Consider the following 21,964-nt stretch of genomic DNA (forward strand, 5'->3'; position numbering starts at 1 on the left):
GGCAGCCGCATAACGGTGGCCCCCGGGGCACCCGACGCCGAAGTCCGGGAACGACGCTGTCAGTCCCGGAGCGCGTCGACGGGCTCCTCGTTGGCCGCCCGGTAGGCCGGGTAGAGTCCCGACACGAGGCTGATGAAGACGCCGAACGCGAACGCGACGGCGAGGTAGACGCCGTTGCTCGGGGCGAGAACGACGTCCAGGCCGATGGAGCTGAACGCGTAGAGCGCGCCGACGGCGACGCAGGTGAGGAGGACGCCGCCGATCCCGCCGAGGACGCCGAGCAGCGTCGCCTCGACCACGAGCGTCCGGAGCACGTCGCCCTTCTGGACCCCGACCGCGCGGAGGACGCCGATCTCGCCGCGTCGCTCCGTCGTGGACATCAGCATCACGTTGAAGATGGCGACGCCGGCGACGACCAGTGAGACGGCGCCCAGGGCGATGAGGAAGCCGTTGAGGAGGCCGAAGAACTCGTTGATGCGGTCGAGGATGCTGGAGAGTTCGAAGACGCTGACCCGGCGCTCCCGGGCGTTGAGCCGCTCGCGGACCTCGCGGGCGACGTAGGAGGCGTCCTCGCCGGAGTCGGCCTGGACGACGACCTGGCTGGGGGCGTCCTGGGCGAACGCGTCGCGGGGCAGGACGACGGCGTTCGACGGCTGGATGGGCGTGATGTCGTCGGTCTCGGCGAGGACGGCGATGACGCGGAAGCGCTGGCCCTCGATCTCGACGGCGCTCCCGGGCTGGAGGCCGAGCCGGCCGGCGACCGACGAGCCGACCAGCGCGCCCTGGCGGTGGAACTCCGGCAGCCGCCCCGACCGGGCCTCGAACAGCGCCCGTGGGCGGTCGAGCCCGTACAGCTGGGCGAACGTCTGCCCGCCCGGACCGTTGATGACGGCGCCGTTGGTCACCAGCGGGACCGACGTCCCCCGGCCCTCCGCGATGCGCTCGATCGCCGCCACGTCCCGCGGCGAGAGGGCCTCGCGGCCGGCGTCCTCGTTGGGGCTGACGATGACCTGGTTGCCGATGCCGCCCAGCTCGTTCGTCGCCGACAGCTGGAGGACGTTGCCGAAGATACCCAGGGTCGCGATGGCCAGCACGCCGATGACGATACCCAGCGCGGCCAGCCCGGAGCGGAGGCGGTTGCGCGAGAGGTTCCGCCGGGCCATCAGCACCGAGGGGAAGCGCTCGAGGAGGCCGAGTCCGCTCGCGGTGGCCTCGTCCCCGCCGGGCGACGGGTCGCTACCGGACATCCCGTATCACCCCGTCGACGAGCTCGACGACGCGGTCGGCGAACTCGTTGACCAGCGGGTCGTGGGTGACGGTGACGACGGCGACCCCCTCCTCGCACACCTGCGCGAACTCCTCGAGGATGGTGGTGCCCGTCTCCTGGTCGAGGTTCCCCGTCGGCTCGTCCGCGAGGACGACCGCGGGTTCGTTGATGAGCGAGCGGGCGATGGCGACGCGCTGTTTCTGCCCGCCCGAGAGCTGCGTGGGCCGGTGGTCGAGCCGGTCACCCAGCCCGACCCGCTGCAGCAGGTCGACCGCCCGGCCCTCGGCCGCGGGGTCGCGCTGGTAGACGGTCGGCAGCGTGACGTTCTCGACCGCGGTGAGCGCGTCGATGAGGTAGAACTGCTGGAAGACGAAGCCGATGTACTCGCGGCGGGCGTCCGTGCGCTCGGCGTCGTCGTAGGTCGCGGCGTCGACCCCGTCGAGCAGGACCTCGCCCGAGGTGGGCGTGTCGAGCAGCCCCAGCATGTTCAGCATCGTCGACTTGCCGGACCCGGAAGGCCCGATGACGGAGACGAACTCGCCGCGCTCGACGGCGAAGTCGACGCCCTTCAGCGCCCGGACGGTCTCGGCGCCGGAGTCGTACGCCTTCACGACGTCCCGGAGTTCGAGCGGCGTGTCGGTGTCGCCCGCGAGCGTGGCGTCCGCGCCGCCCGTGGTGTCAACATCGCTCCCCCCGGCGGAATCGGGCGGTTCCGTCCCGCTCAGCCGGTCCCCCGTCATCGCCGGCGGAGGTAGACGAGGGGTGCCCCGACGACCAGCAGCGCCACGGCGACGCCGAGGCCGGCCAGCGGCGCGACGCCGAGCGAGAGCAGGCCGCCGCGGTTGCGGGCGGGCGGGTCGAGGTCCTCGTCGAACGGGAGCGTCGCCGCCCGGGTGCGCTCCTCGCCGTCGACGACGTACGTCACCTGGACGGGGAGTTCGGTGGCGTTCTCGGCGTCCACGTCCGCCGTGAGTTCGAAGGGCGCGAACTCGCTCCCGTCGACGGTCCCCACGAAGTAGGTCCGGCCAGGGTACGCGGGCTCGACGAACTCGTTGCGCCCCATCCGCACGACCACGCCGTCGACCGGGGCGGTGCCGATGTTGCCGGCGTTGCCGCTGATGCGGAGGGTCCCGTCGTCGTCGAAGGCGAGCGAGACGTCCGTCACGCGGATGTCGCCGGCCGGCCGGCGGAACTCGAAGGTCCCGCGGGCGCGACCCTGGCGGGCACGGGCGTCGGCGTCGCGCACGTCGGCGTCGCGGGAGCCCGCGGGACCCGTCCCCGCGACGGTGTAGTTCGCCACCGCGACGACCGTCGCCGAGCCCTCGACACCCGAGAGGTCGACCTCGACGGACCCGGTCTCGCCGGGGGCGAGGCGCCCGACGAACCCGCGGGGCAGCCGCTGGTCGCCCGCACGCGGCCGGACGACGACGTTCTCCACCGGCACGTTGCCGAAGTTCGTCACCGCGACCTGCACGCGCTCGGAGGAGTCCTCGCCGGCGCCCTCGTCCTGCAGCGCGCCGCCACCACCGCCACCACCGCCGAGGCCGGCCGCGCCGCCGAGTAGCGACGCGATGTCGGCGTTCCCACCGCCCTCCTCCGGCGGCGGGACCCGTGAGACGGCGACGCCCACGTCCTCGCGGAGCGGCGGCGCGTTCACCGTGACGCGGCGGCGGGTCACGTCGCGCTCGCCGGTCGACGTGGTGTAGGCCGCCGCGACGACGAGGGCCCCCTCGCCCCGCTCGGGCCGCATCGAGAGGTTGACGTCGGTCGTCGCACCCGCCGCCAGCGTCGGGACGACGGCGCGCTTACGGACCGCACGCGGGCCCTCGATGGTCACCTCGATGTCGCTGACAGCGTTCGCACTGGGGTTCGACACCGCGACGGTGACGCGGCTCTCGACGCCCGCCACCGGATCGGGAACGGTCACGTCCAGCTCCGGCGGCGCCTCTCGGACCACCAGCGTCACCGGGCGCTCGACGCGGACGGTCTCGTTGGCGGTCGAGGAGTTCGTGACGGCGACGAGGGTGAGGTCCTTCTGCCCGCGCTCGGCGAACGAGGTGACGAGGTCGACCGTGAGGCTGTCGCCCTGCGAGAGCGACCCCGGGCCCACCGCGCGGGCGAGCGTGGTCGAGTCGTCGCGCAGGAGGACGCGCTCGACCTCGGCGGTGGCGGCGCTGCCGGCCGAGAGCTGGACGGTCGCGGAGACGGTGACGGGCTCGCCCGTCGTCGGGGCGTCCGGCGAGACCGCCACGTCCGAGAACTGCAATCGGGCATCGGGGACGGCGGCGGCCGTGCCCAGCAGGGGCGCCACGGGTGCCAGTATCAGGAGGGCGACCAGCAGGACGAGCCCCGCACGGGGGAGCGAAATCGCGGGCGGGCGGCGCATTCGATTGTCACGCCTAGGGGTCGGACGCGCAAAAGGGTTCGCGTGGGGGTGTCGGCGCGTTCGACCGACTGCACGTGCGCGTGGAGCCGACCCGCGGTCCGGACTGCCGCGGGGACAACGACCATCCCCCATCCGCCCGTGCCGCACGATATGAACGTACTCATCACGGGAGCCAGCCGTGGCATCGGCGCCGCCGTCGCCCGTCGGTTCGGCGAGGACGGGGCTCACGTCGCGCTGTGTGCCCGCGACGAGGAGCCGCTCCACGCGGTGGCCGCCGACGTCGTGGAGGCTGGCGGCGAGGCGACGACCCAGCGCGCCGACGTGCGCGACGAGTTCGACATCGAGCGCTTCACCGAGACCGCCGCCCGCGAGGGGGGCCCCATCGACCTCGTGGTCGCGAACGCCGGCGTCTACCACGGCGACCCCGGGGAGACGCCGCTCGCCGACGAGTCGTACGCCGCGTTCGACGAGCACATCCGGACGAACGGCCGGGGCGTCTTCGCCACGGTCCGGGAGTCCGTCCCCCACCTCGCCGACGACGCGCGGGTGCTGGTCCCCTCGGGGAGCATCGCCCGGGACGCCAAACCCGGCTTCGGGAGCTACGCGGTCTCGAAGGCGCTGGCGGAGGCCATCGCCCGCCAGTTCGCCACCGACCTCGACACCCCCGTCGGCGTCGTCGACCCCGGACAGGTCTCGACGGAGCTCACGGGCGAGGGACCCGGCCGCGACCCGGCGGAGGTGGCCGACCTGTTCCACTGGGCCGCGACCGAGGCGCCGGCCGAGGATCTGAACGGCGGCGTCCTGGACCTGCGGGCGTGGAAGCAGGCGACGCGGTGAGGCCGACGCGCTGAGGCGCCCCCGTAGCACGCCGCGCAGAGTCCCACCCTCCCCTCGTCCACAGCCGCTAGCAGCAGCGCTCGCCCGTATTATTAACTCAAGAGGCCTCGTTCCGATAGTTCTATTAACGGAGCGCCAAGAGTTGTTATCAACATGAGCGCGGAGACCCGGACGGACGGTGACGAATCGACGGCGGTGGGCGGCCTCGGCGGGGTGTCGGCGGTCGGCGCCGCGGCGGTCGTGGGGCTGCTCGCGGTCTCCGCGCTGGCGGTCACCGCGGAACTGTGGAAGCTCCTCATCATCGGCTGGGTCGCGTTCGTCGCGATGGCCGGCGCCGCGCTCCTCGGTAATCGGGCCGCCCGGACCCGCGACGCGTTCGGCCTGGTGTGGGGCTACGGTCTCGCCGCGGGTGCGATGGTCACCTCCGCCGCCGTCTTCCTCCTGCCGCAGGCGTTCGGCCTCGGCGGGCAGATCGGCGGCTTCGGCGTCGCCGCGGGGCTGCTGGCGGGCTACGCCTCCCACACCGCCAGCCACCGCCTCGCGCACATCGACGGCGTGAACTCCTCGGCCGTCGAGCTCACCGCACACTCGCTGGCCGCGGGCCTCATCATCGGCGTCATCTACGCCGCGCTTCCGGACCCCGGCCTCCTGCTGGGACTGGCCATCGTCTCGCACAAGGGGCCGGCGGGCTACGCCGCGGCCCGCCGCCTGCGCCACGAGGGGCAGCGCATCTCGCTGCTGCTCCTCCCGGCGGCGGGCGTCGCCCTCGCCGCGATTCCGGTCGCCGCCATCCAGCCGCCGCTGTCGGCGAACGTGAGTGCGGCGGTGTTCGGCTTCGCCGCCGGCATCTTCCTCCACCTCGCGATGGACTTCCTGCCCGAGTGCGAACTCGGCGGGGAGGTCGGGCAGGTCGCGGAACTGGGGGACATGGACGGCGAGGCCCACCACCTGCTGGACCGACTCCGACTGCACGCCGTCGGGAGCACGGCGCTGGGCGCGCTGGCCGTCTTCGGTGCGTGGCTCGTTATCGCGTAATATTGAATATATCCCGTATAATTTTGATGTTATTAGATAATTTCCCGCATTGATTTCTTATACCCCAACTGACACGGCAGAGGACAACCAGGAAGCCCCCGCGGGCTCGACGTTCCGGGGCTCGCTGCGGTCCTCGGGTTCGCTTCGCTCACCCTGCGGTCCTTGCTTCGCCCGGGAACGGTCGAGCCCGCGGCCCCTTCCATTCCCACCCGTATCGGTTGCCGAAGCTCGCGGTGCCCCTGCCCTTCCCCGCGTCGCGCGGCACTCGGGCCGTCCGGCCCTCGGCACGCGCTCCCGGCCGGGTGGCGGTTGGTCGGCCGGCCGGTTCCGGGACCAGGAAGCGCGCGGGCGCCACCCGCGGTGAACCCCGAGGCCTTCGGCCGAGGGGGTGAACCGCTCCCGGCGCCCGCGCGGGGAGGTGTGGGGGCACCCTGCTCGGCCGGAACCACCACGCGCGAACGCTCGGTGGAACGGGCAACAGGGCGGGACTGAAAGGGGCCGGCCGCTCGACCTGTCCCGGGCGACGTAAGGACCGCAGGCCGAGCGAAGCGAGGCCGAGGACCGCAGCGAGCCCCGGACAGTCGAGCGGCCGGGGGCTTTCTATCCAGCCCCATCACCGTCGTGTCACACATCCGAGCCGTCGAGAGAGTCTCATCCGACTCCACCGTCTCATTCGTCCCCACGTTCGTCATCAAGAGTGTTCTGCCCCCACCAACACGTTGACGAGACTCCCGCGAGCCACCCGTAGTATGACGCTGGCAGCCGACACGCGCGAGGCCGTCGACGCGCGGCCGTTCCTCCACGCCGCGCTCCAGGCGGGCGTGGTCAACTACACCGCGGCGGCGCGCTACCTCGACGTGGGCGACGGGAGCGACGAGGACCACGAGGCCGTCGCCGCCGCGCTCCGGCGCTACGCGGACGAACTCGGGGAGTACGAGCCCACCACCGCCGGGACGAGCGCCCGCGTGGAGATGCGCTCGGGCGTCGGCCCCACGGACGACCGGGGCGACGCCGTCCTCGCGGTCGGCGGGACCATCCTCGCGCCGACGGGCGGCGACGACACGGCCATCGTCGCGACCGGCGACCACGACCCGACGCAGCTGGCGGCCGTCCTCGACCGCCTCCGCATCGACGACATCGACGTGCACGCGGCCGGCGCGACCGACGAGACGGTGGTCGTCGTGGTTCCGCGGCGCGACGGCCCGACGGCGCTGCGCGTGGTCGAAGAGACGCTGTAACCCGGCGCGCGAGCGACGCCGACGGTCCACGGCGACCGCATCGTTGAAATCCCGACCCCGGCTACGCCCGCCCATGACGCTCCGCGTGACGAACACGCTATCGGGGGAGACGGAGGTCTTCGAGCCGCGCGACGAGGACGAGGTCCTGCTCTACTACTGCGGCCTGACGACCTCCGACCCCGCGCACATGGGTCACGCGCGCTCGTGGCTCCACGTCGACGTGATGCACCGGTGGCTCGAACACCGGGGCTACGACGTGCGCCACGTGGAGAACTTCACCGACGTGAACGAGAAGATCGTCGCCCGCGTCGGCGAGGCCGGCGACGACGAGGCCGATGTCGCGGACCACTACATCGCCGACCTCATCGCGGACATGCGCTCGCTCAACCTGAAGCGGGCGAAGGTGTACCCGCGCGTCTCCGAGCACATCGAGCAGATCGTCGCGATGGTCGAGCGGCTGGTCGAGTCGGGCCACGCCTACGAGTCGAACGGGTCGGTCTACTTCGACGTGACCACCTTCGAGGAGTACGGCGCCCTCTCGAACCAGACGCTCGAGGAACTGGAGTCGCAGGGCGACCCCGACGAGCGCTCAGAGAAGCGCAACCCGGCGGACTTCGCACTCTGGAAGGCCGGCGGCGTCGGGCCCGACGACATCGCCGAACACCGCCACGACGAGGCCGCGCCCGCCGAGGAGGCCGCCGAGTGCGCCCAGACCTGGGACTCACCGTGGGGCGAGGGTCGCCCCGGCTGGCACATCGAGTGCTCGGCGATGTCGACGACCCACCTCGACGACACCATCGACATCCACGTCGGCGGGCGCGACCTCGTCTTCCCGCACCACGAGAACGAGATCGCCCAGAGCGAGGCCGCGACGGGACAGACGTTCGCGCGCTACTGGCTCCACACCGCCCTCGTCCAGGTCGAGTCGGGCGAGGACGAGAGCGAGAAGATGTCCTCGTCGCTGGGGAACTTCTCGACGGTGTCGGGGCTCGTCCGCGAGCGTGGGCCGAACGTCGCGCGGATGTGGGCGCTCTCGGCGGCGTACAACACGGAGGCCGTCTTCTCCCCGGAGACGCTGGACGAGGCCGCCGAACGCTGGGAGCGCCTCGAACGGGGCTACGAGGCCGCCGTCGGCGGCTGTGACTCGACGGCCGCCCGCGCGAGCGTCACGGACGAGGCCCTCCGCGAGGCCGTCGCCGACACGCGCGGCGACTTCGCGGCCGCGATGGACGACGACTTCAACACGCGCGAGGCGCTGACCGCGCTGCTGGACCTCGTGGGCGCCGTCAACCGCCACGTCGCCGAGGAGCCACACGACTACCGCGGCCTCCGGCGCGCCGTCGAGGCGTTCGAGGCCCTCGGCGGGGAGGTGCTGGGTTTCGAACTCGGCGATGCGGGCGGCGGTGGCGACGTGCAACTCGCCGAGGACCTCGTCGAACTCGTCCTCGCGGCCCGCGAGGACGCCCGCGAGGCCGGCGACTACGAGCGCGCCGACCAGCTCCGCGACGACCTGCAGGCGCTCGGCGTCGAGGTGCAGGACACCGACAACGGCCCCGAGTTCCGCCTGCCCTGATCGTCCACACCGAGGGAGAGGCTGACCGTCCGTTCGGCACGCTGACGGGGCCATGCCACCGGACTTATCCCCGACAATCGAGAATCGACGGCCGATGACACGACGTGCTGTCGCCGCGTTGCTCGTGCTACTGACCATCACGGCCGGCTGTTCGTTCCTCTCGGGGGCGACCACCTTCACCGCCGAGCGGGGGACCGTCTCCGAGTCGGCCCAGTCCGAGACGGACTACTCGCTGACGAACGAGAACACGACGACCGTCACCCGGAGCTTCGCCGGACAGGAGGTCGAGGTGAACAACCAGCTCACCGAGTACTCGCGCTCGACCAGCCTGCCGGTGTTCGGCGACCAGGAGGTCGCCCGGTTCAGCGTCTTCACGACGCCGGCCGTCGAGGTCGCCGGCCAGGGGCCGTTCAACCCGGTCTCCAACCTGAACAACACGGAGCTGGCGCTCCGGCTCCAGGCCCAGTACGGCACCATCGACAACGTCCAGTTCGAGGAGAACCGGACGGAGACGATGCTCGGCGACGAGGTGACCGTCGGCAAGTTCAGCGCCGACGCCCGGACCTCCCAGGGGACCGACACCGAGGTGTTCATGCACATCGCACAGACGCGGAGCGGCGACGACTTCGTCATCGCCATCGCCGTCTACCCGACGCAGCTCGACGGCGAGCAGGAGAACGTCGACACGCTCCTGAACGGCGTCCAGCACCCCGGCAGCAGCGATAGCGGCTCGGACGGCGGTGACGCCACCCCGACGAGCGGTGACAGTGGCAGCGACGGCGGCGCGACGCCGACCGCCACCTCCACGGACGACGGCGTCGTCTGAGGCCCGGCCGCTCGAGGGCTGCGCGGCAACGCTTTTCTTCCCGCCGCCTGCGTGAGGGGTATGGCCGACACCGTCACGCTGGCCGGCGGGGGGCTGACCCTCCTTTCGACGGCCGGGTACGCGGTGGCGACCGTAGCACCGTACCCCGGACGGGCCATCACGCTCCCGGGGATGATGGTCGGGTTGACGCTGCTGGCCGTCGGGCTCGCGGCCGACCACGACATCACCGCGACAGCATCGGAGGCGGCGGCAGCCGCCGAGACAGCATCGGAGGCGGCGGCAGCCGCCGAGACGGCATCGGAGCCGAGCGAGGGGAACGACGGCGCGGAGGCCCGCTGATGCTGGATGCCGTCGTCTACGACCGGGACCACGGCGTCCGGGAGTTCGACGCCGCCGCCTCGCTCGACGCGGCCCGCGACGCCGACGGGACGACGTGGGTCCGGGCCCACGAGACCGACCGCGAGACGTTCGACCGCGTCGCCGAGGTCTTCGGCATCCACGCCCTGGCCGTCGAGGACGTCGTGAACAACGTCCAGCCGAAGGCCGAGGAGTTCCAGAACTACACGTTCTGCCTGGTGAAAGCGACCGCACTCCTGCGCGACGACGCGGAGACGCCCGCGTTCGACGAGGTCGTCCGGGACGACCCCGTCGGCGTCTTCTTCGGCGACGACTGGGTCGTGACGATGTCGACCGCGCGACTGCCCTCCGTCGACCGGGTCCGGCAGGCCGTCGCCCGCGAGGACGAGCGCCTGCTCCAGCGCGGCCCGGACTTCACCGCGTACCGCGTCCTCGACGTGGTCGTCGACGGCTACTTCGACGTGCTGGACGACATCGAGGCCAGCATCGAGGACCTGGAGGAACTCGTCCTCGTCACGACGGACATCGAGGTGCTCGAGCGGGTGAACGGGCTCCGGCGTGAGCTGCTGGCGTTCCGGAAACTGGCGTGGCCCGCCCGCGACGCCGTCGGGGTCCTGGCCCGGGGCGACCCCGACCAGGTCGCCCCGGAGACGGAGAAGTACTTCCGCGACGTCGCCGACCACCTCGTGCAGGTGGTCGACCTCGTCGAGACCTACCGCGAACTGGTCCGGGGCTCGCGGGACATCTACCTCAACACGCTCTCCCAATCCACCAACGAGGTGATGAAGCGGCTCACGGTCGTCGCGGTCATCTTCCTCCCGCTCACCTTCTTCGCGGGACTGTTCGGGATGAACTTCGAGACGATGCCGGAACTCGGGTGGCCGTACGCCTACCACGCCGCGCTGTTCGGGATGGCGGCCGTCGCGGCCGTGCTGGCGCTGTACTTCAACGAGCAGGGCTACCTGTGAGGATGGATCGGGCGGCCGCCGGCCGCCGCGACACGGCAGGTTCAGGTGGCTGGCGTCGAATCTCCAGTCATGAGCGACGACGACGGGTACGTCCACGACCCGACCGCCTTCCACGAGGACGCCGACGCGGGCGACGGGGCGGACCCCGAGGCCGACGCGACGGGCGATACGGCTCCCGGCGACATCCCGCGCGGCGACGCCCGCGAGTTCGACTGGCGCGGGTGGACGCTGGTCGTCGCCATCCTGTTCGCGTTCGTCGTCATCCCGGCCATGCTCTATTTCCTCCCGCGCGCGCAGGGATTCGTCGCCTCGCTCGGCCTCTCGCTGCGGGACGCCTTCCTCGTCCTGCCGCTGCTGCCGGCGCTCGTCCTCGGGGCGCTCGCGGTGTGGGCGACGACACGCCCCTGACCGGCGTCACTCGGTGAGTTCGGCCGCCAACTGCTTCGCCGCCCGGACGTGCTCGTCGGCGGTCTCGTCACCCGTTCCCTCGACGTTGGAGAGGAGGTCGACCACCTCGCCGAGCCGCTCGCGCGCGACCGCCGGGTCCTCGATGTGGCGGGCGTCCGCGGCGACGGCCTCGGCCTCCCCGAGCCAGCGGCTCGCGGTGCGCTCGACGGGCCGCTCGGCCGTGGCCGCGAGGTGTTCGTGGAGCGATTCGAGCGCCTCGCGGTCGAGGGCGTCGGCGTCGTCGCTCACGACTCGCGCTTCCCCATCAGGATGGCCACCGTCCACGAGCAGACCACCGTCTCGTCGTCCCCGTCGCCGTCGCTCGCCAGCACCTCGACGTCGCGGACGACGACGCCGGCGTCTGGGTGACTGTCGGAGTCCCGGCGCTCGACCACCTCGTGTCGCACCCGGAGGACATCACCCGGCCGGACGGGCCGGTGCCAGGTCAGGTCCGTGAGGCCGAGGCCGCCGCGGTTCGAGGAGTCGTTGAGGAAGTTCTCGACCATCAGTCGGGTGGCGACGCCGATGGTGTGGAGGCCGCTCGCGATGAGCCCGCCGTACTGGCTGTCGGCGGCCGCCTCGGGGTCCGTGTGCATCGGCTGCGGGTCGAACTGCTCGGCGAACGCGACGATCCCCGCCTCGGTCATCTCGTGACTCCCGTACGTCTCACCCCAGCCGACCGCCATGTCCTCGAACTGGTACATACCGCCCGTTCCGTCGGCCGAGATGGTAAACCCACGTCACCATGACCCCGTGTCACAGGGGGAGGACACCGCGCGCGCAACGGTTATGTCCTTGTGAGTCATTCACATACATATGTCCGTTCGAGTGTACGAGTGCATCCAGTGCGGCGCGCGGGCGATGGCCCGGGGCTACCCCGGGCGCTGTACCGGCTGCGGTGGCCAGTTGATGAACCTGGCCGTCCGTCGAGAGTGAGACGCCGGCCCCACGACGGGGCCACGAGACGATGCCGACGCGTCGGCCGACCGTGATGGTGCCCTACCTGGCCCGGGCGGCCGGCTCGCTCGCCGGGTGTGACTCATCCCCCGTCCCCACCGACACGCCGTTGGCGCGCAGACAGCGGCGCATCCGCGCGGGCGAGACGCCCACCGAGCGAGCCGCCCCCGCGATGTCCACCGTTCCGGTCTCGTACAGCGTCACAGCCGTCCGAAGTGCATCTGCGCGCATCTGTTACGACTCGGGCGAATACGCCCACAGTGATAACTTCTTCGGAGTATAAGACCATATTCGAACATACAGATTCGATTCTGCAAGACAAACGTCATCCTCTCCCCGCCATAGATTGACAAAGATGCACAACACGAGGAGATCGATGTGGTTCGCCAGCGAGCGGTGGGTGGTCGGAGGGGTCGAGAGCGGGGCGCCCTCGGCAGGTTCGGTCCGTTCCGAAGCGCGGGCGTCAAATAGGGAGCGGACCGAACGAACTCGCATGAGCATGACCGAGCGGTTCGACGCACTGGGCGAGAAGGAGAAAGTCGGCGGCGGCGCGGTGCTGCTCGTGGCGGGCGTCCTCATCCTCGCCCTGCTCACCTTCGCCGGCGTCGGGTCCCGGGCACTCCAGATCGTCCTCGGAACCGTCGGCGTCATCACCGTCGTCATCGGCGTCCTCTCCATCGGCATCAGCGAGAAGTCGGTGTAGGAACCGGCCCACACCACTCGCCGGGGCCACGGGGAGGAGAGTTATTGCCGCAAGAGTCCGATATTCCGACTACATTCGCTTCTCGGCGATAGATAGAACATTTCAGAAATTATTCAACCCCTATTCCAGGTATCCCTCGGTCAGCGACTCGACGTACTTCGCGACCACGTCGACCTCCAGGTGGACCGGGTCCCCGACGGACTTCTCGCGCAGGTTCGTCAGGTCGTAGGTCGCGGGGATGACCGCCACGTCGAACTCACCCTCGGCGCCGCCCTCGTAGCCCGTGTCGGGTTTCTCGAGGCGGGCGACCGTCAGCGAGATGCCGTCGACGGCGATGGAACCCTTCTCGACGACGTACCTCGCGAGCGGGCGCGGCAGCGAGAACGAGAACGTCCAGTCATCCCCCAGTTGTTCGATGCCCGTCACCCGGCCGGTCCCGTCGACGTGACCCTGGACGAAGTGGCCGTCGAAGCGACCGTCGGCAGGGAGCGCCCGCTCGAGGTTGACGACGTCGCCCGCCTCGAGCGACCCGAGGTAGGTCCGCTCGATGGTCTCCTCCGAGCAGAACAGCTCGAACGACTCGTCGTCGTGGGCCTCGACGGTGAGGCAGGCCCCGGAGACGGCGATGGATTCGCCGTGTTCGAGGTCGGCCGCGAACGACGCCGCGACGCGCAGGCGCAGCCCCTCGTCGGTCTCCGTCCGGTCGAGAATCTCGCCGGTCTCCGCGACGATGCCGGTGAACATACCCGGGCTTGGGACGGTGGTGTCGAAAGGCCTCCGGGTCACGTGCCGGGGCGAGAACGGCCGACCCAGGGACCGCCGAGCCGGGACCGACCCCATGCCCCGGCGACCACCGCCGCCCTGGCCCGGGGCGTGTGTCACGGGGACTCGGCCAAATCGCTGTTTGAGTCACGGAAACGCCCTTTGTGGCGGCGCGTAGAGCGACAGCATGGACGCCACGCCCTCCCGACGGCGGTTCCTGACGGCGACGCTCGCCGCGGGGGCCGCCGTCACGGCCGGCTGTACCGACGCCCTCGGTAGCGAGGGCACCGAGCGCGAACTGGAACTCCACCTCTCCCGGGAGGACGGCCCCCTCCACGAGTCGTTCGTCGTCGACCTCGCGGAGACCCGGTCGCCCGACGACGAGGACGCCTTCGCGGCGGCCGTGAACGGCGAGGCCTACACCACCCAGTACCGCCGCCCCTTCTACTCCACCGCGGAGGACCCGAAGTACGTCGAACACGAGGGGACCTACTACCGCCTCGGCGCCGTCGTCGTCGACGAGGTGGCCGTGACGCGGCCGGTGCTCCGCCTCTCGACGGTCGCGGACGCAGACGCCGAGGACGCCCCCGACGGCATCGCGATGGAGGCACTCCCGGATGCCGACCGGCGGGCCGTTCGCGTCGCCTACTTCGCCGCCCGCGCCCGGGGGAACGAGGGGGGTGCCCCGCAGGGGCTGGTCCAGCGCGGCGGCTACGTCTACCGCGACACGGACGCCATCGCGGCGAGCGAGCTGCTCGGGTCGGACGGCCCGGACCACGTCACCCACCGCGAGACGGTGTACGCCGTCGAGGTGACCCGCGAGCGGTTCCACGAACCGGTCTACCGGGCGACCGCCGAGCCGGTCGCCGAGTCGCCCGAGCGGCTGGAGGCCATCCTCCGCGCGAAGTTCGTCGACGCGCGGTTCTCGCGCGAGGACCGCTCGCAGGCGGCCCGCGACGTGCTCCGCGAGGCCGAGACCGATGGGTACAGCGAGCCACATCCCTACTCCGACGGGTTCCGCGAGGTGCTCGTCGCGCTCCACGAGCGGGCCTACCTCGACGGGAACATCGAGAAGGACGCCGGCATCGAGCGCGGGCGCCGGATGGTGCTGTACGACGGGACGTACTTCGACTACCGGCTCCGGTTCACCGGCGGAACGGACGCGTAGCCCGACGGGACGCGGCGCTCCCCGCTCGTCAGTCCACCTTCGTGACGAACATCGCGTGGGCCGCGTTCTCGCTGTGGGAGGTGACCTTCAGCCGGATGGTGTCGCCGGTCTCGACCGTGTCGGGGACGTTCTGGTCGACGAAGACGACCAGCCCGTTCACCTTCACGACGGCCTCGCGGCCCTGGCTGGTCTCGTTGGTCTCGGTGACGACCGCCGTCTGCTCGGAGCCGACCGGCGCGGCCTCGCCCTCGTCGCGGGCCTGTGCGGCCTCGTGGGCGGCCTGGGCCTCGGGGTCGTCGTACTTGTCGTCGCCGCCGAGCACGGCCCGGCCGAGCAACAGCAGGACGAGCACGAGGACGCCGCCGCCGGCGACCAGTGCGAACGGGAGTTCGGACTGGAGTACGGGGAACACGGTGGTTTCGAGGAGGGGGGAGCCGATAACAGTCCCGGCATCGACCCGGGAGGCCGGGCGCGATAGCCCGGCCGCATCCGACGACCCGCAGCCGGGCCCGGCAGCTATACGCCGCGGCCGCGATGGGGCAGTATGCAGACACGAACGAACGGACTCCGCGCACGCATCGCCGACGGCGAGGTGTCGCTCGGTGTCCTCGACAACACGTACAGCCCGACCCTGGTGGAGTTCTACGGCGACCTCGGCCTCGACTTCGTGTGGATCGACCTGGAACACGGCGGCCCCTCGCCCGCCGACGGACCCGCCCTGGATGGGCTACTCCGGGCGGCCGAACGGACCGGGACGGAACTGCTGGTACGCCTGCCGACCGGGTCGCCCGCCGAGATACGGAAGGCACTGGATGCGGGCGTCCGGAACGTGTTCCTGCCGCGGGTCGACGGTCCCGAACCCGTCCGCGCGGCGGTGCGGGCAGCCCGGTTCCGCTACGAGGACGGTCCCGGCGATCGGGGGCTGGCGGCGCCACGGGCCCGGCGCTGGGGCCTGGCCGACGACTACGTCGCCGCGGAGGACCGCGAGACGCTCGTCGGGGCGACCGTCGAGACCCGGGCCGCCATCGACGCGATCGACGACATCCTCGACGTGCCGGAGCTGGGCTTCGTCTTCGTCGGCCCGCTGGACCTGTCGGTATCGCTGGGACACCCCGGCGAACTCGACCACCCGGACGTGCAGGCCGCGGTCGAGACCGTCCGCGCGGCAGCCGTCGACGCCGGGGTGCCCGTCGGCGGCCTCGGCTTCGGGATGGATGACGTGAACCGGAAGGCGGCGAACGGCTACGATCTGCTCAACCTCGGGAGCACGACGGGCGCGCTCCGGACGGCGGTCTCCGACTGGCTGGACGCGTACGACGGCGACCGCGGGTCGTGACCCCCGTACCGGCGGCGGCGCAGCGTTCGAACCGGAGCGGTTCGTCGACACCCCGCCGACCGACGGGTTGAAGTGGCGAACGGCCCGGATACGCGGTATGAGTGTGGAGCTACCGTTCGCCCCCGTCGACAGCGTCATCCGGCGGAACGCGGGCGACCTCCGCGTGAGCGCCGAGGCCGCCGAGGAGCTCGCGCGCCGGATCCAGGACCGCGGGGCCGCGCTGGCGGTTCACGCCGCCGAACGTGCCACCGCGGACGGGCGCAAGACCCTGATGGCCGAGGACTTCGCCGACACCGTCGACGGGCCGGTGCCCACGGACGGCGACCCCGAGGGGCTGGAACTCCCCATCGCGCCGGTCGACCGCATCGCCCGGCTCGACATCGACGACTCCTACCGGGTCGCGATGGACGCGCGGGTCGCGCTCGCCACCGTCCTCGAGCGGTACGCCGACCGCGTGGCGGCCGCCGCGGCCGTGCTCGCCGAACACGCCGACCGCCGCACCATCAAGGGTGAGGACGTGGCGGTCTACTTCCGACTGGCCGAGTACTTCTGATGCGCTTTGGCTACCGGGAGGCCTGCCTGCGGCACGAGACGGGCGCCCGACACCCGGAGTCGTCGGACCGGCTGCGGGCCATCCGCCGGCGCCTCTCGCGACTCCACGGCGTCGAGTACGAGGAGGGTGACCTGGCGACCCGCGAGGCGCTCGAGCGCGTCCACGACACCGCCTACCTCGACGAGGTCGAGCAGTTCTGCGCGGACGGCGGGGGCACCTGGGACGCCGACACCGTCGCCGTCGGCGCCACCTGGGAGGCCGCCCGCGCGAGCGCCGGCCTCTCGGTGTGGGCCGCCAACGCCGCGCTCGACGGCCAGCAGGGCCACGACACCCCATTCGCCATCGGCCGCCCGCCCGGCCACCACGCCGAGCCGGACGAGGCTATGGGCTTCTGTTTCCTCGGCAACGCCGGCGTCGCGGCCGCCGACGCCCTCCAGCGCGACGGCTGCGACCGCGTCGCCGTCTTCGACTGGGACGTCCACCACGGCAACGGCACCCAGAAGATGTTCTACGAGCGCGGCGACGTCTTCTACGCCTCCATCCACGAGCGCGGCCTCTTCCCGGGAACCGGCTTCGTCGACGAGCCCGGCCGGGGCGAGGGCGAGGGCAGCACCCTGAACGTGCCCTACCGCGGTGGCTGTGGCGACGCCGAGTACTGCGCCGCCATCGACGAGGCGCTCCGCCCCGCGCTGGAGCGGTACGGTCCCGACCTCATCATCGTCAGCGCGGGCTTCGACGCCCACGAGCACGACCCCATCTCCCGGATGCGCGTCTCCACCGAGGGGTACGGCGCGATGACCCGCCGGATGGTCGACCTGTGCGAGGACGTGGACGCCGCGCTCGCGTTCGTCCTCGAGGGGGGCTACAGCCTCGACGCGCTCGCGGACTCCATCGCGATGGTCCACGAGACGATGCACGGCCGCGACCCCGTCGAACCCGACGGCGAGGTCAACGACCGGGCGCGCGAGCGGCTGGACGAGGTGCGGGCCGAGCACGACCTCTGAGGACGGTCCCTCACTCGCGCCGCCCACGGAGCAGAAGGAGTCCCCCGAGACTGACGGCCAGGAAGGCCCCGACGCTGGCGAGGGACGAGTCGAGCGCCAGCGCTCGCCCGGCGAGGAAACTCCCGACGAACGCGACGACGACGAGACCGCAGGCCACGAGCACCCACGCCACCGCCTGCCAGGCGTGGTCGTAGCGGGGCCAACGCTCCTCGTAGGCCGAGGGGACACCGACACCGAGCAGCATCAGGAGCAGGAAGCTCCCCGCGTACACGCCGAACCGCGCCTCGAAGGCGTACCCCGCGGCGAGCGCGACGAGAACGGCGACGAGCGTGGCGACCTGCTGCTGGTCGGTGAGCCAGTTCCGGAGTCTGCTGATGGTGGAGGGCATACGGGCTAGAATCGGGGGCGACCGGAAAAAGGACCGGGCGTCAGTCGTCCCCGCCGACGATGCGGTCGACGATGACGTCCGGGTCGAACCGTTCGAGGTCCTCGTACCCCTGGCCCACGCCGAGGAAGAGGATGGGCTTGCCCGTGACGTGCGCGATGGAGACGGCCGCACCGCCCTGGGAGTCAGCGTCGGCCTTCGTCAGCACGACGCCGTCGATCTCGGCGGCATCGTTGAACTGCTTGGCGCGCTGGGTGGCGTCCTGGCCCGCGACGGCCTCGTCGACGAAGATGGTCATGTCCGGGTCGACGACGCGGTCGATCTTCTCCAGCTGGGCCATCAGGTCGTTCGAGGTGTGCAGGCGACCGGCCGTATCGCCCAGCACCACGTCGGCGTCGTTGGCCTCGGCGTACTCGACGGCGTCGTAGATGACGGCGGCCGGGTCCCCACCCTGCTGGTGGGTGATGATCTTCGCGTCCAGCGCCTCGGCGTGCTCCTCGATCTGCTCGTTCGCGCCGGCGCGGTAGGTGTCGCCGTTCGCGATGACGGGCGTGAGGCCCTGGTTCTGGAAGCGCCGGGCGAGCTTGGCGATGGTCGTCGTCTTGCCGACGCCGTTGACGCCGGTGAAGATGATGGTGACCGGCTTGTCGGCCTCGGCGATGCGCTGGTCGAAGTCGAACTGACCGACGCTGATGACGTCCCGGAGCGCGTCACCGATGGCGCGCTGGACGACGATCTCGCCGGTCTGGACCTGGGCGCGGGTCTGCCCGACCAGTTTCTCCTCGATGCGGTCGGTGATGGCCTGCGCGACGCTCATCTCGACGTCGCCCTGGATGAGCGCCATCTCCAGCTCCTCGAGGGGTCGCTGGAGCTCCTCGCGCTTGATGAGCGCCTTCCCGGTGGCCGCACGCTTCACGGAGCCGAAGAGGCTCTCGCCACCGGTCTCCTCGGCGGAGCCGGCGGTCACCTCCTCGGTCCGGCGCGAGAGCGCATCGGGGACGTTGCTCTCGCGTTCGGGCTCGGCTTCACCCTCCCGGGCGGGCGCCGATTCCGAGTCGGCTCCCGCTTCGGGGGTGGCCTCCTCGGCCGCGGGCTCGTCCGGGGCGGGCTCTGCGTCTGCGTCCGCCTCCGACTCGACCGCTTGCTCGGGGGCGGACTCCGCGTCCGACTCGGCGGACTCGGGAGTGTCGTCGGGGGCGGCCTCGTCGGCCGGCTCCTCGTCGGTCTCCTCGACCTCGACGGCCTCCTCGGCGGCGTCGTCGCGGAACTTCCCGAGTTTCTCCTTCAGACCGTCGAACATCGCGTCACTCGTCCTCGTCGCCCTCGCCCTGCATCTGCTGTTGCTGCTGCATCATCTGCTGCATCTGCTGCTGCTGGGCCTGCTGGGCCTTCTGCTCGACCTGTTCGGTCTGCTCCTCGATCTCGTCGATCTCGGCCTCCAGCTCGGCGATGCGCTGGTCGAGCACGTCCTTCTTGCTCTCCAGCGTGTCGATGGCGCCGTCCTCGTCGCGCTCGGCCGCGAAGCCGCCGCCGATGGAGACGACGATCTCGTCGATGCTGCCCAGCTCCGCGCTGACGTACGCGTCGCCGCCCAGCGGCACCTGCACGGTGTCGCCGCTCTCGAGCTCCTCCAGCGCGTCGATGGCCTCGTCGATGTCGGTCTTGTCGGCCTGGACGCCCTGGATCTCCTCCTTGACGGCCTCCTTCTCCTGTTCGAGCGCCTGGAGCTGCTGTTGCAGCTGGTCCATGCCACCGCCGCCGCCACCACCGAGGCTCATGCGGCACGCACCTCCTCGAGCTCGACCTGCGTGCGCCTCTTGCCGTGCCGGGAGCCGACGTTGGCGTACGTCCGCTCGCGGGCGACGTCCTCGTTGGGTGCCTCCACGTTCGTCTCGAACTCCTGCCAGCCGTCGCGGGCCTGGAAGCGCCCGCTGACCGTGTACTCGCTCATGTACGGAACCGGGCGTGCGAGCGGGAAAGTCCTTCCGACTCTCGAAACGTGCCGGCGCGCCGGCCGACGGCCCGGGACCGGAGCCCGGGCGTACGACTCTTGCTCACCGCGCCCCTACCGGCGGCCGTGCCGACCTGTGAACTCTGCCGCCGGCGCATCCAGGGCGTCCGGGACCCACAGGCCATCCAGACCCACCACCTCCGGCCGGAGGAGCGGAAGACGAGCCCGACGGCGACGCTCTGTCGGCCCTGTCACGACCAGGTCCACGCGCTGTTCACGAACGAGGAGCTGCGCGAGTCGTTCGACACCGTCGCGGCGTTGCGCGAGGCCGACCGCCTGCAGGACTACATCGCGTGGATACGCACGACCGACAAGCTCCGCATCGAGACCCGGACCAGCGACCACGTCCGGGGGCGGTGACCCGGCATCGGACAGAGGCATTATCCATGGCCCCGGCGACCGCCCGGGTGTGGTATCGACCCTCCGGGAGGCGCCGGACGGGCGGTCATGGGCCATCCCGGGGTTCGCGCTGGCGACACTGGTCCTCGCGGCGGGACTGGTGTTCGTCCCGCCGGACGAGACCGCCACGGGGCAGGCGCTCCTGGTCGGCGGCGTCGTTGGGCAGGTCGGGGCCGTGGTCGGCGGCTCCCGGGGCGCCGACCGGACGATGGTGACCGGCTCGCTGCTGCTCCTCCTCGCGGGTCTCCTCGTCGCGGCGGCCGCCACGGACCCGAGCAGCCCCCTCGGACGTGGCGCCGGGCGGGCCGGCGGTGCGCTCATCGTCGGGACGGTCTGGGCCGGCGCCGGTTACCTCGGCCGCGCACTCCTCGCACGGCTCCCCGTGGGATGAGCGGCCATCTCGACCCGAAACGGTGCCGTTTCCACTCCGGACGGCTCGGGAGGGCTCCGGAGCCGTACCGGACGGTCCCGAGCACTCGAACCGCCGTCGCGGGGTCAGGCGGGGAGTCCGACGCCGAACAGCCCGAGCAGCCAGTGTAGGCCGAACGCCGTCGCGCCCGTGCCGACGAGGGCACCGAGGAGCGCGCGCTCCCGGTAGCGGCGGAGGCTCCCGGCCCGCGAGCGGTCACTGACCACGAACGACCGGTCGGCGGCGTCCGTCAGGACGGCGGCCGCCCCGACCTCGGCGGCGAGGTCGTCGGCCGCGCCGGCCCGGTCGCCGTAGTCGTGGGTGACGGGCTCGCGGGCGGTCCCGAGGACGGTGACCGTCTCGCCGGGCGCGAGCCGGCGTTCGATGAAGCGGAAGCGCTCGCCGCCCATGTCGAGGTCCGCGGCCGTGGCGGCGCGCCCGGGCGGGTCGTCCGGGTCGCGCTCCTCGGTCGTCGTCCCGGAGAGATCGAGCCGCGCCTCGGCCGGGTCGACGACGAGCGGCCCGCTCCCGTCGTCCAGCCGGAACGGAACGCCGCCCCGCCCGGTACGGGCCCGGCTCCACGCCCGCCGGCCGTCGTCGTCCGTCCCGTGGCGGTTCTTCGCCTCCACCGACCACTCCCACGCGACCGCCGGGCTGCCGAAGAACGGGGCCCCGGGCGGGTCGTCGTGCTCGACCGTGCCCGTCACGGCGACGGGACCGGGACCCACGTCGCCCGTGGGTGTGTCGCCCCGCCGGTGGAACCCGACCCACGTCCGAGCGTTGGCGACGCCGGCCGCGAGTCCGAACAGACCGACGGCGACCAGCATCGCGGGCGGCAGGGCCGACTCCAGTCCGGCCTCCGTCCGGGGGAACCGCCCCACGGTGCCCAGCGCACCGACGAGGACCAGCAGCCCCACGACGATGGCCCCCACGACCCCCCGAGGGACCCCGGTCCGGCTCCGGAGCCAGTCGTGGTCGGTGGGCGTCGCCAGAGCACCGAGAACGAAGAGGAGCGCGATGGTGGCGAAGGCCGCGTACAGTACGAGAACGGCGTTCTCGTTCACGCCGACTGACGACGGGTGGCGGACGCAAAAACGCACGGACGACCACCGACGCCCGGAGCCATGCTCTCCACCGGAAGCATCGGGTGCCCGCTCCCGTGACGGTCCGGCCCCGGCGTCGCGACAGCAGTGGTCCGATGGCGCCGTCGGGCGGCCGGAGCCGCCTGTGATGGTCGACATTCGGGCGTGACACGAGCGCCCGAGCACCGGGGCCGGCGGTCGCCCCCGGACGGAAGGCCGGAGGCAGGCGGGAGTGGCAGCGCCAGCAGCCTGGCTCTCACC

29 protein-coding genes are annotated in these 21,964 nt (G+C 71.8%); 16 read left to right on the top strand and 13 right to left on the bottom strand.

Annotated elements, in window-relative coordinates; genetic code table 11:
* Positions 1 to 59: 59 nt before the first annotated feature.
* Genes P2T62_RS20190 through P2T62_RS20200 form a run of 3 tightly spaced genes read right to left on the bottom strand, consistent with a single transcriptional unit; the run spans position 60 to position 3,653 of the window.
* Positions 60 to 1,247 carry an ABC transporter permease gene (locus P2T62_RS20190; protein ID WP_276258816.1) on the bottom strand — a complete coding sequence of 396 codons (1,188 nt, stop codon included), beginning with the start codon at positions 1,245 to 1,247 and terminating at the stop codon, positions 60 to 62.
* Positions 1,237 to 2,007 carry an ABC transporter ATP-binding protein gene (locus P2T62_RS20195; RefSeq protein WP_276258817.1) on the bottom strand — a complete coding sequence of 257 codons (771 nt, stop codon included), beginning with the start codon at positions 2,005 to 2,007 and terminating at the stop codon, positions 1,237 to 1,239. Before P2T62_RS20195 ends, P2T62_RS20190 begins: the two co-directional genes overlap by 11 nt.
* Positions 2,004 to 3,653 (bottom strand): COG1361 family protein, encoded by a 1,650-nt coding sequence (locus P2T62_RS20200; protein ID WP_276258818.1) that lies wholly within the window; start codon positions 3,651 to 3,653, stop codon positions 2,004 to 2,006. The genes P2T62_RS20195 and P2T62_RS20200 overlap by 4 nt, the downstream gene beginning before the upstream one ends.
* 150 nt (positions 3,654 to 3,803) lie before the next feature.
* Here P2T62_RS20200 and P2T62_RS20205 point away from each other — a divergent pair, with 150 nt between their 5' ends.
* From P2T62_RS20205 to P2T62_RS20240, 8 genes are all read left to right on the top strand, one after another.
* The gene (locus P2T62_RS20205; protein ID WP_276258819.1) at positions 3,804 to 4,490 is read left to right on the top strand and encodes an SDR family NAD(P)-dependent oxidoreductase; all 687 of its coding nucleotides are present in this window, start codon (positions 3,804 to 3,806) and stop codon (positions 4,488 to 4,490) included.
* Between the two features lie 153 nt (positions 4,491 to 4,643).
* Positions 4,644 to 5,525: a ZIP family metal transporter gene (locus P2T62_RS20210; RefSeq protein ID WP_276258820.1), complete on the top strand. Its 882-nt coding sequence runs from the start codon at positions 4,644 to 4,646 to the stop codon at positions 5,523 to 5,525.
* A 749-nt stretch (positions 5,526 to 6,274) separates the two neighbouring features.
* Positions 6,275 to 6,763 carry a DUF7523 family protein gene (locus tag P2T62_RS20215; protein WP_276258821.1) on the top strand — a complete coding sequence of 163 codons (489 nt, stop codon included), beginning with the start codon at positions 6,275 to 6,277 and terminating at the stop codon, positions 6,761 to 6,763.
* 73 nt (positions 6,764 to 6,836) lie between these two features.
* Entirely contained in the window at positions 6,837 to 8,336 is a 1,500-nt protein-coding gene (gene cysS / locus P2T62_RS20220) for a cysteine--tRNA ligase (RefSeq protein WP_276258822.1), read from the top strand.
* A 94-nt stretch (positions 8,337 to 8,430) separates the two neighbouring features.
* Positions 8,431 to 9,162, top strand: a complete 732-nt coding sequence (locus P2T62_RS20225; protein WP_276258823.1) for a DUF6517 family protein — start codon at positions 8,431 to 8,433, stop codon at positions 9,160 to 9,162.
* Between the two features lie 60 nt (positions 9,163 to 9,222).
* Complete coding sequence (locus P2T62_RS20230) at positions 9,223 to 9,501, top strand: hypothetical protein (protein WP_276258824.1); 279 nt, start codon at positions 9,223 to 9,225, stop codon at positions 9,499 to 9,501.
* Positions 9,501 to 10,487, top strand: a complete 987-nt coding sequence (corA, locus tag P2T62_RS20235) for a magnesium/cobalt transporter CorA (RefSeq protein ID WP_276258825.1) — start codon at positions 9,501 to 9,503, stop codon at positions 10,485 to 10,487. The genes P2T62_RS20230 and corA overlap by 1 nt, the downstream gene beginning before the upstream one ends.
* 69 nt (positions 10,488 to 10,556) lie before the next feature.
* The gene (locus P2T62_RS20240) at positions 10,557 to 10,895 is read left to right on the top strand and encodes a DUF7977 family protein (RefSeq protein ID WP_276258826.1); all 339 of its coding nucleotides are present in this window, start codon (positions 10,557 to 10,559) and stop codon (positions 10,893 to 10,895) included.
* A gap of 6 nt (positions 10,896 to 10,901) precedes the next feature.
* Here P2T62_RS20240 and P2T62_RS20245 read toward each other — a convergent pair whose 3' ends face one another.
* Together P2T62_RS20245 and P2T62_RS20250 are read right to left on the bottom strand one after the other, a co-directional pair.
* Positions 10,902 to 11,183 (bottom strand): DUF8152 family protein, encoded by a 282-nt coding sequence (locus tag P2T62_RS20245; RefSeq protein WP_276258827.1) that lies wholly within the window; start codon positions 11,181 to 11,183, stop codon positions 10,902 to 10,904.
* The gene (locus tag P2T62_RS20250) at positions 11,180 to 11,638 is read right to left on the bottom strand and encodes a MaoC family dehydratase (RefSeq protein WP_276258828.1); all 459 of its coding nucleotides are present in this window, start codon (positions 11,636 to 11,638) and stop codon (positions 11,180 to 11,182) included. Before P2T62_RS20250 ends, P2T62_RS20245 begins: the two co-directional genes overlap by 4 nt.
* Before the next feature lie 112 nt (positions 11,639 to 11,750).
* Between P2T62_RS20250 and P2T62_RS20255 the strand changes: the two genes are divergently transcribed.
* Positions 11,751 to 11,870, top strand: coding sequence for a rubrerythrin-like domain-containing protein (locus P2T62_RS20255; protein WP_276258829.1), 120 nt, complete (start codon positions 11,751 to 11,753; stop codon positions 11,868 to 11,870).
* A 63-nt stretch (positions 11,871 to 11,933) separates the two neighbouring features.
* Here P2T62_RS20255 and P2T62_RS20260 read toward each other — a convergent pair whose 3' ends face one another.
* Positions 11,934 to 12,122 carry a DUF7317 family protein gene (locus P2T62_RS20260; RefSeq protein ID WP_276258830.1) on the bottom strand — a complete coding sequence of 63 codons (189 nt, stop codon included), beginning with the start codon at positions 12,120 to 12,122 and terminating at the stop codon, positions 11,934 to 11,936.
* A gap of 262 nt (positions 12,123 to 12,384) precedes the next feature.
* Between P2T62_RS20260 and P2T62_RS20265 the strand changes: the two genes are divergently transcribed.
* Complete coding sequence (locus P2T62_RS20265) at positions 12,385 to 12,594, top strand: hypothetical protein (protein ID WP_276258831.1); 210 nt, start codon at positions 12,385 to 12,387, stop codon at positions 12,592 to 12,594.
* Between the two features lie 120 nt (positions 12,595 to 12,714).
* Here the strand turns inward: P2T62_RS20265 and P2T62_RS20270 are convergent, their stop codons facing one another.
* Positions 12,715 to 13,338 carry a riboflavin synthase gene (locus P2T62_RS20270; RefSeq protein WP_276258832.1) on the bottom strand — a complete coding sequence of 208 codons (624 nt, stop codon included), beginning with the start codon at positions 13,336 to 13,338 and terminating at the stop codon, positions 12,715 to 12,717.
* 205 nt (positions 13,339 to 13,543) lie between these two features.
* Between P2T62_RS20270 and P2T62_RS20275 the strand changes: the two genes are divergently transcribed.
* The gene (locus P2T62_RS20275; RefSeq protein ID WP_276258833.1) at positions 13,544 to 14,524 is read left to right on the top strand and encodes a hypothetical protein; all 981 of its coding nucleotides are present in this window, start codon (positions 13,544 to 13,546) and stop codon (positions 14,522 to 14,524) included.
* Positions 14,525 to 14,552: 28 nt separating this feature from the next.
* Here P2T62_RS20275 and P2T62_RS20280 read toward each other — a convergent pair whose 3' ends face one another.
* Positions 14,553 to 14,936, bottom strand: a complete 384-nt coding sequence (locus P2T62_RS20280) for a hypothetical protein (protein ID WP_276258834.1) — start codon at positions 14,934 to 14,936, stop codon at positions 14,553 to 14,555.
* 132 nt (positions 14,937 to 15,068) lie between these two features.
* Here P2T62_RS20280 and P2T62_RS20285 point away from each other — a divergent pair, with 132 nt between their 5' ends.
* The 3 genes from P2T62_RS20285 to P2T62_RS20295 all read left to right on the top strand — a co-directional run bounded on the left by P2T62_RS20285 (position 15,069) and on the right by P2T62_RS20295 (position 17,417).
* Positions 15,069 to 15,860 (top strand): HpcH/HpaI aldolase family protein, encoded by a 792-nt coding sequence (locus P2T62_RS20285; RefSeq protein WP_276258835.1) that lies wholly within the window; start codon positions 15,069 to 15,071, stop codon positions 15,858 to 15,860.
* Between the two features lie 97 nt (positions 15,861 to 15,957).
* Complete coding sequence (locus tag P2T62_RS20290) at positions 15,958 to 16,413, top strand: histone-like protein (protein WP_276258836.1); 456 nt, start codon at positions 15,958 to 15,960, stop codon at positions 16,411 to 16,413.
* Positions 16,413 to 17,417: a histone deacetylase family protein gene (locus P2T62_RS20295; RefSeq protein ID WP_276258837.1), complete on the top strand. Its 1,005-nt coding sequence runs from the start codon at positions 16,413 to 16,415 to the stop codon at positions 17,415 to 17,417. The genes P2T62_RS20290 and P2T62_RS20295 overlap by 1 nt, the downstream gene beginning before the upstream one ends.
* 10 nt (positions 17,418 to 17,427) lie before the next feature.
* On the opposite strand, the gene P2T62_RS20300 is transcribed toward P2T62_RS20295, so the two are convergent.
* Genes P2T62_RS20300 through rpl18a form a run of 4 tightly spaced genes read right to left on the bottom strand, consistent with a single transcriptional unit; the run spans position 17,428 to position 19,753 of the window.
* Positions 17,428 to 17,805 carry a hypothetical protein gene (locus tag P2T62_RS20300; protein ID WP_276258838.1) on the bottom strand — a complete coding sequence of 126 codons (378 nt, stop codon included), beginning with the start codon at positions 17,803 to 17,805 and terminating at the stop codon, positions 17,428 to 17,430.
* 40 nt (positions 17,806 to 17,845) lie between these two features.
* Positions 17,846 to 19,102, bottom strand: coding sequence for a signal recognition particle-docking protein FtsY (gene ftsY, locus P2T62_RS20305; RefSeq protein WP_276258839.1), 1,257 nt, complete (start codon positions 19,100 to 19,102; stop codon positions 17,846 to 17,848).
* A 4-nt stretch (positions 19,103 to 19,106) separates the two neighbouring features.
* Positions 19,107 to 19,580, bottom strand: a complete 474-nt coding sequence (pfdA, locus tag P2T62_RS20310) for a prefoldin subunit alpha (protein ID WP_276258840.1) — start codon at positions 19,578 to 19,580, stop codon at positions 19,107 to 19,109.
* Positions 19,577 to 19,753 (bottom strand): 50S ribosomal protein L18Ae, encoded by a 177-nt coding sequence (rpl18a, locus tag P2T62_RS20315; RefSeq protein ID WP_276258841.1) that lies wholly within the window; start codon positions 19,751 to 19,753, stop codon positions 19,577 to 19,579. The genes pfdA and rpl18a overlap by 4 nt, the downstream gene beginning before the upstream one ends.
* Before the next feature lie 126 nt (positions 19,754 to 19,879).
* Here rpl18a and P2T62_RS20320 point away from each other — a divergent pair, with 126 nt between their 5' ends.
* Together P2T62_RS20320 and P2T62_RS20325 are read left to right on the top strand one after the other, a co-directional pair.
* Positions 19,880 to 20,173 (top strand): hypothetical protein, encoded by a 294-nt coding sequence (locus P2T62_RS20320; protein ID WP_276258842.1) that lies wholly within the window; start codon positions 19,880 to 19,882, stop codon positions 20,171 to 20,173.
* A 49-nt stretch (positions 20,174 to 20,222) separates the two neighbouring features.
* Positions 20,223 to 20,603, top strand: a complete 381-nt coding sequence (locus P2T62_RS20325; RefSeq protein WP_276258843.1) for a hypothetical protein — start codon at positions 20,223 to 20,225, stop codon at positions 20,601 to 20,603.
* Between the two features lie 104 nt (positions 20,604 to 20,707).
* Here the strand turns inward: P2T62_RS20325 and P2T62_RS20330 are convergent, their stop codons facing one another.
* A complete protein-coding gene (locus P2T62_RS20330; protein WP_276258844.1) occupies positions 20,708 to 21,685 on the bottom strand; it encodes a GIDE domain-containing protein in 978 nt (325 codons plus the stop codon).
* Between the last annotated feature and the right edge of the window lie 279 nt (positions 21,686 to 21,964).

Source organism: Haloglomus litoreum, from assembly GCF_029338515.1.
Lineage (GTDB): Archaea > Halobacteriota > Halobacteria > Halobacteriales > Haloarculaceae > Haloglomus > Haloglomus litoreum.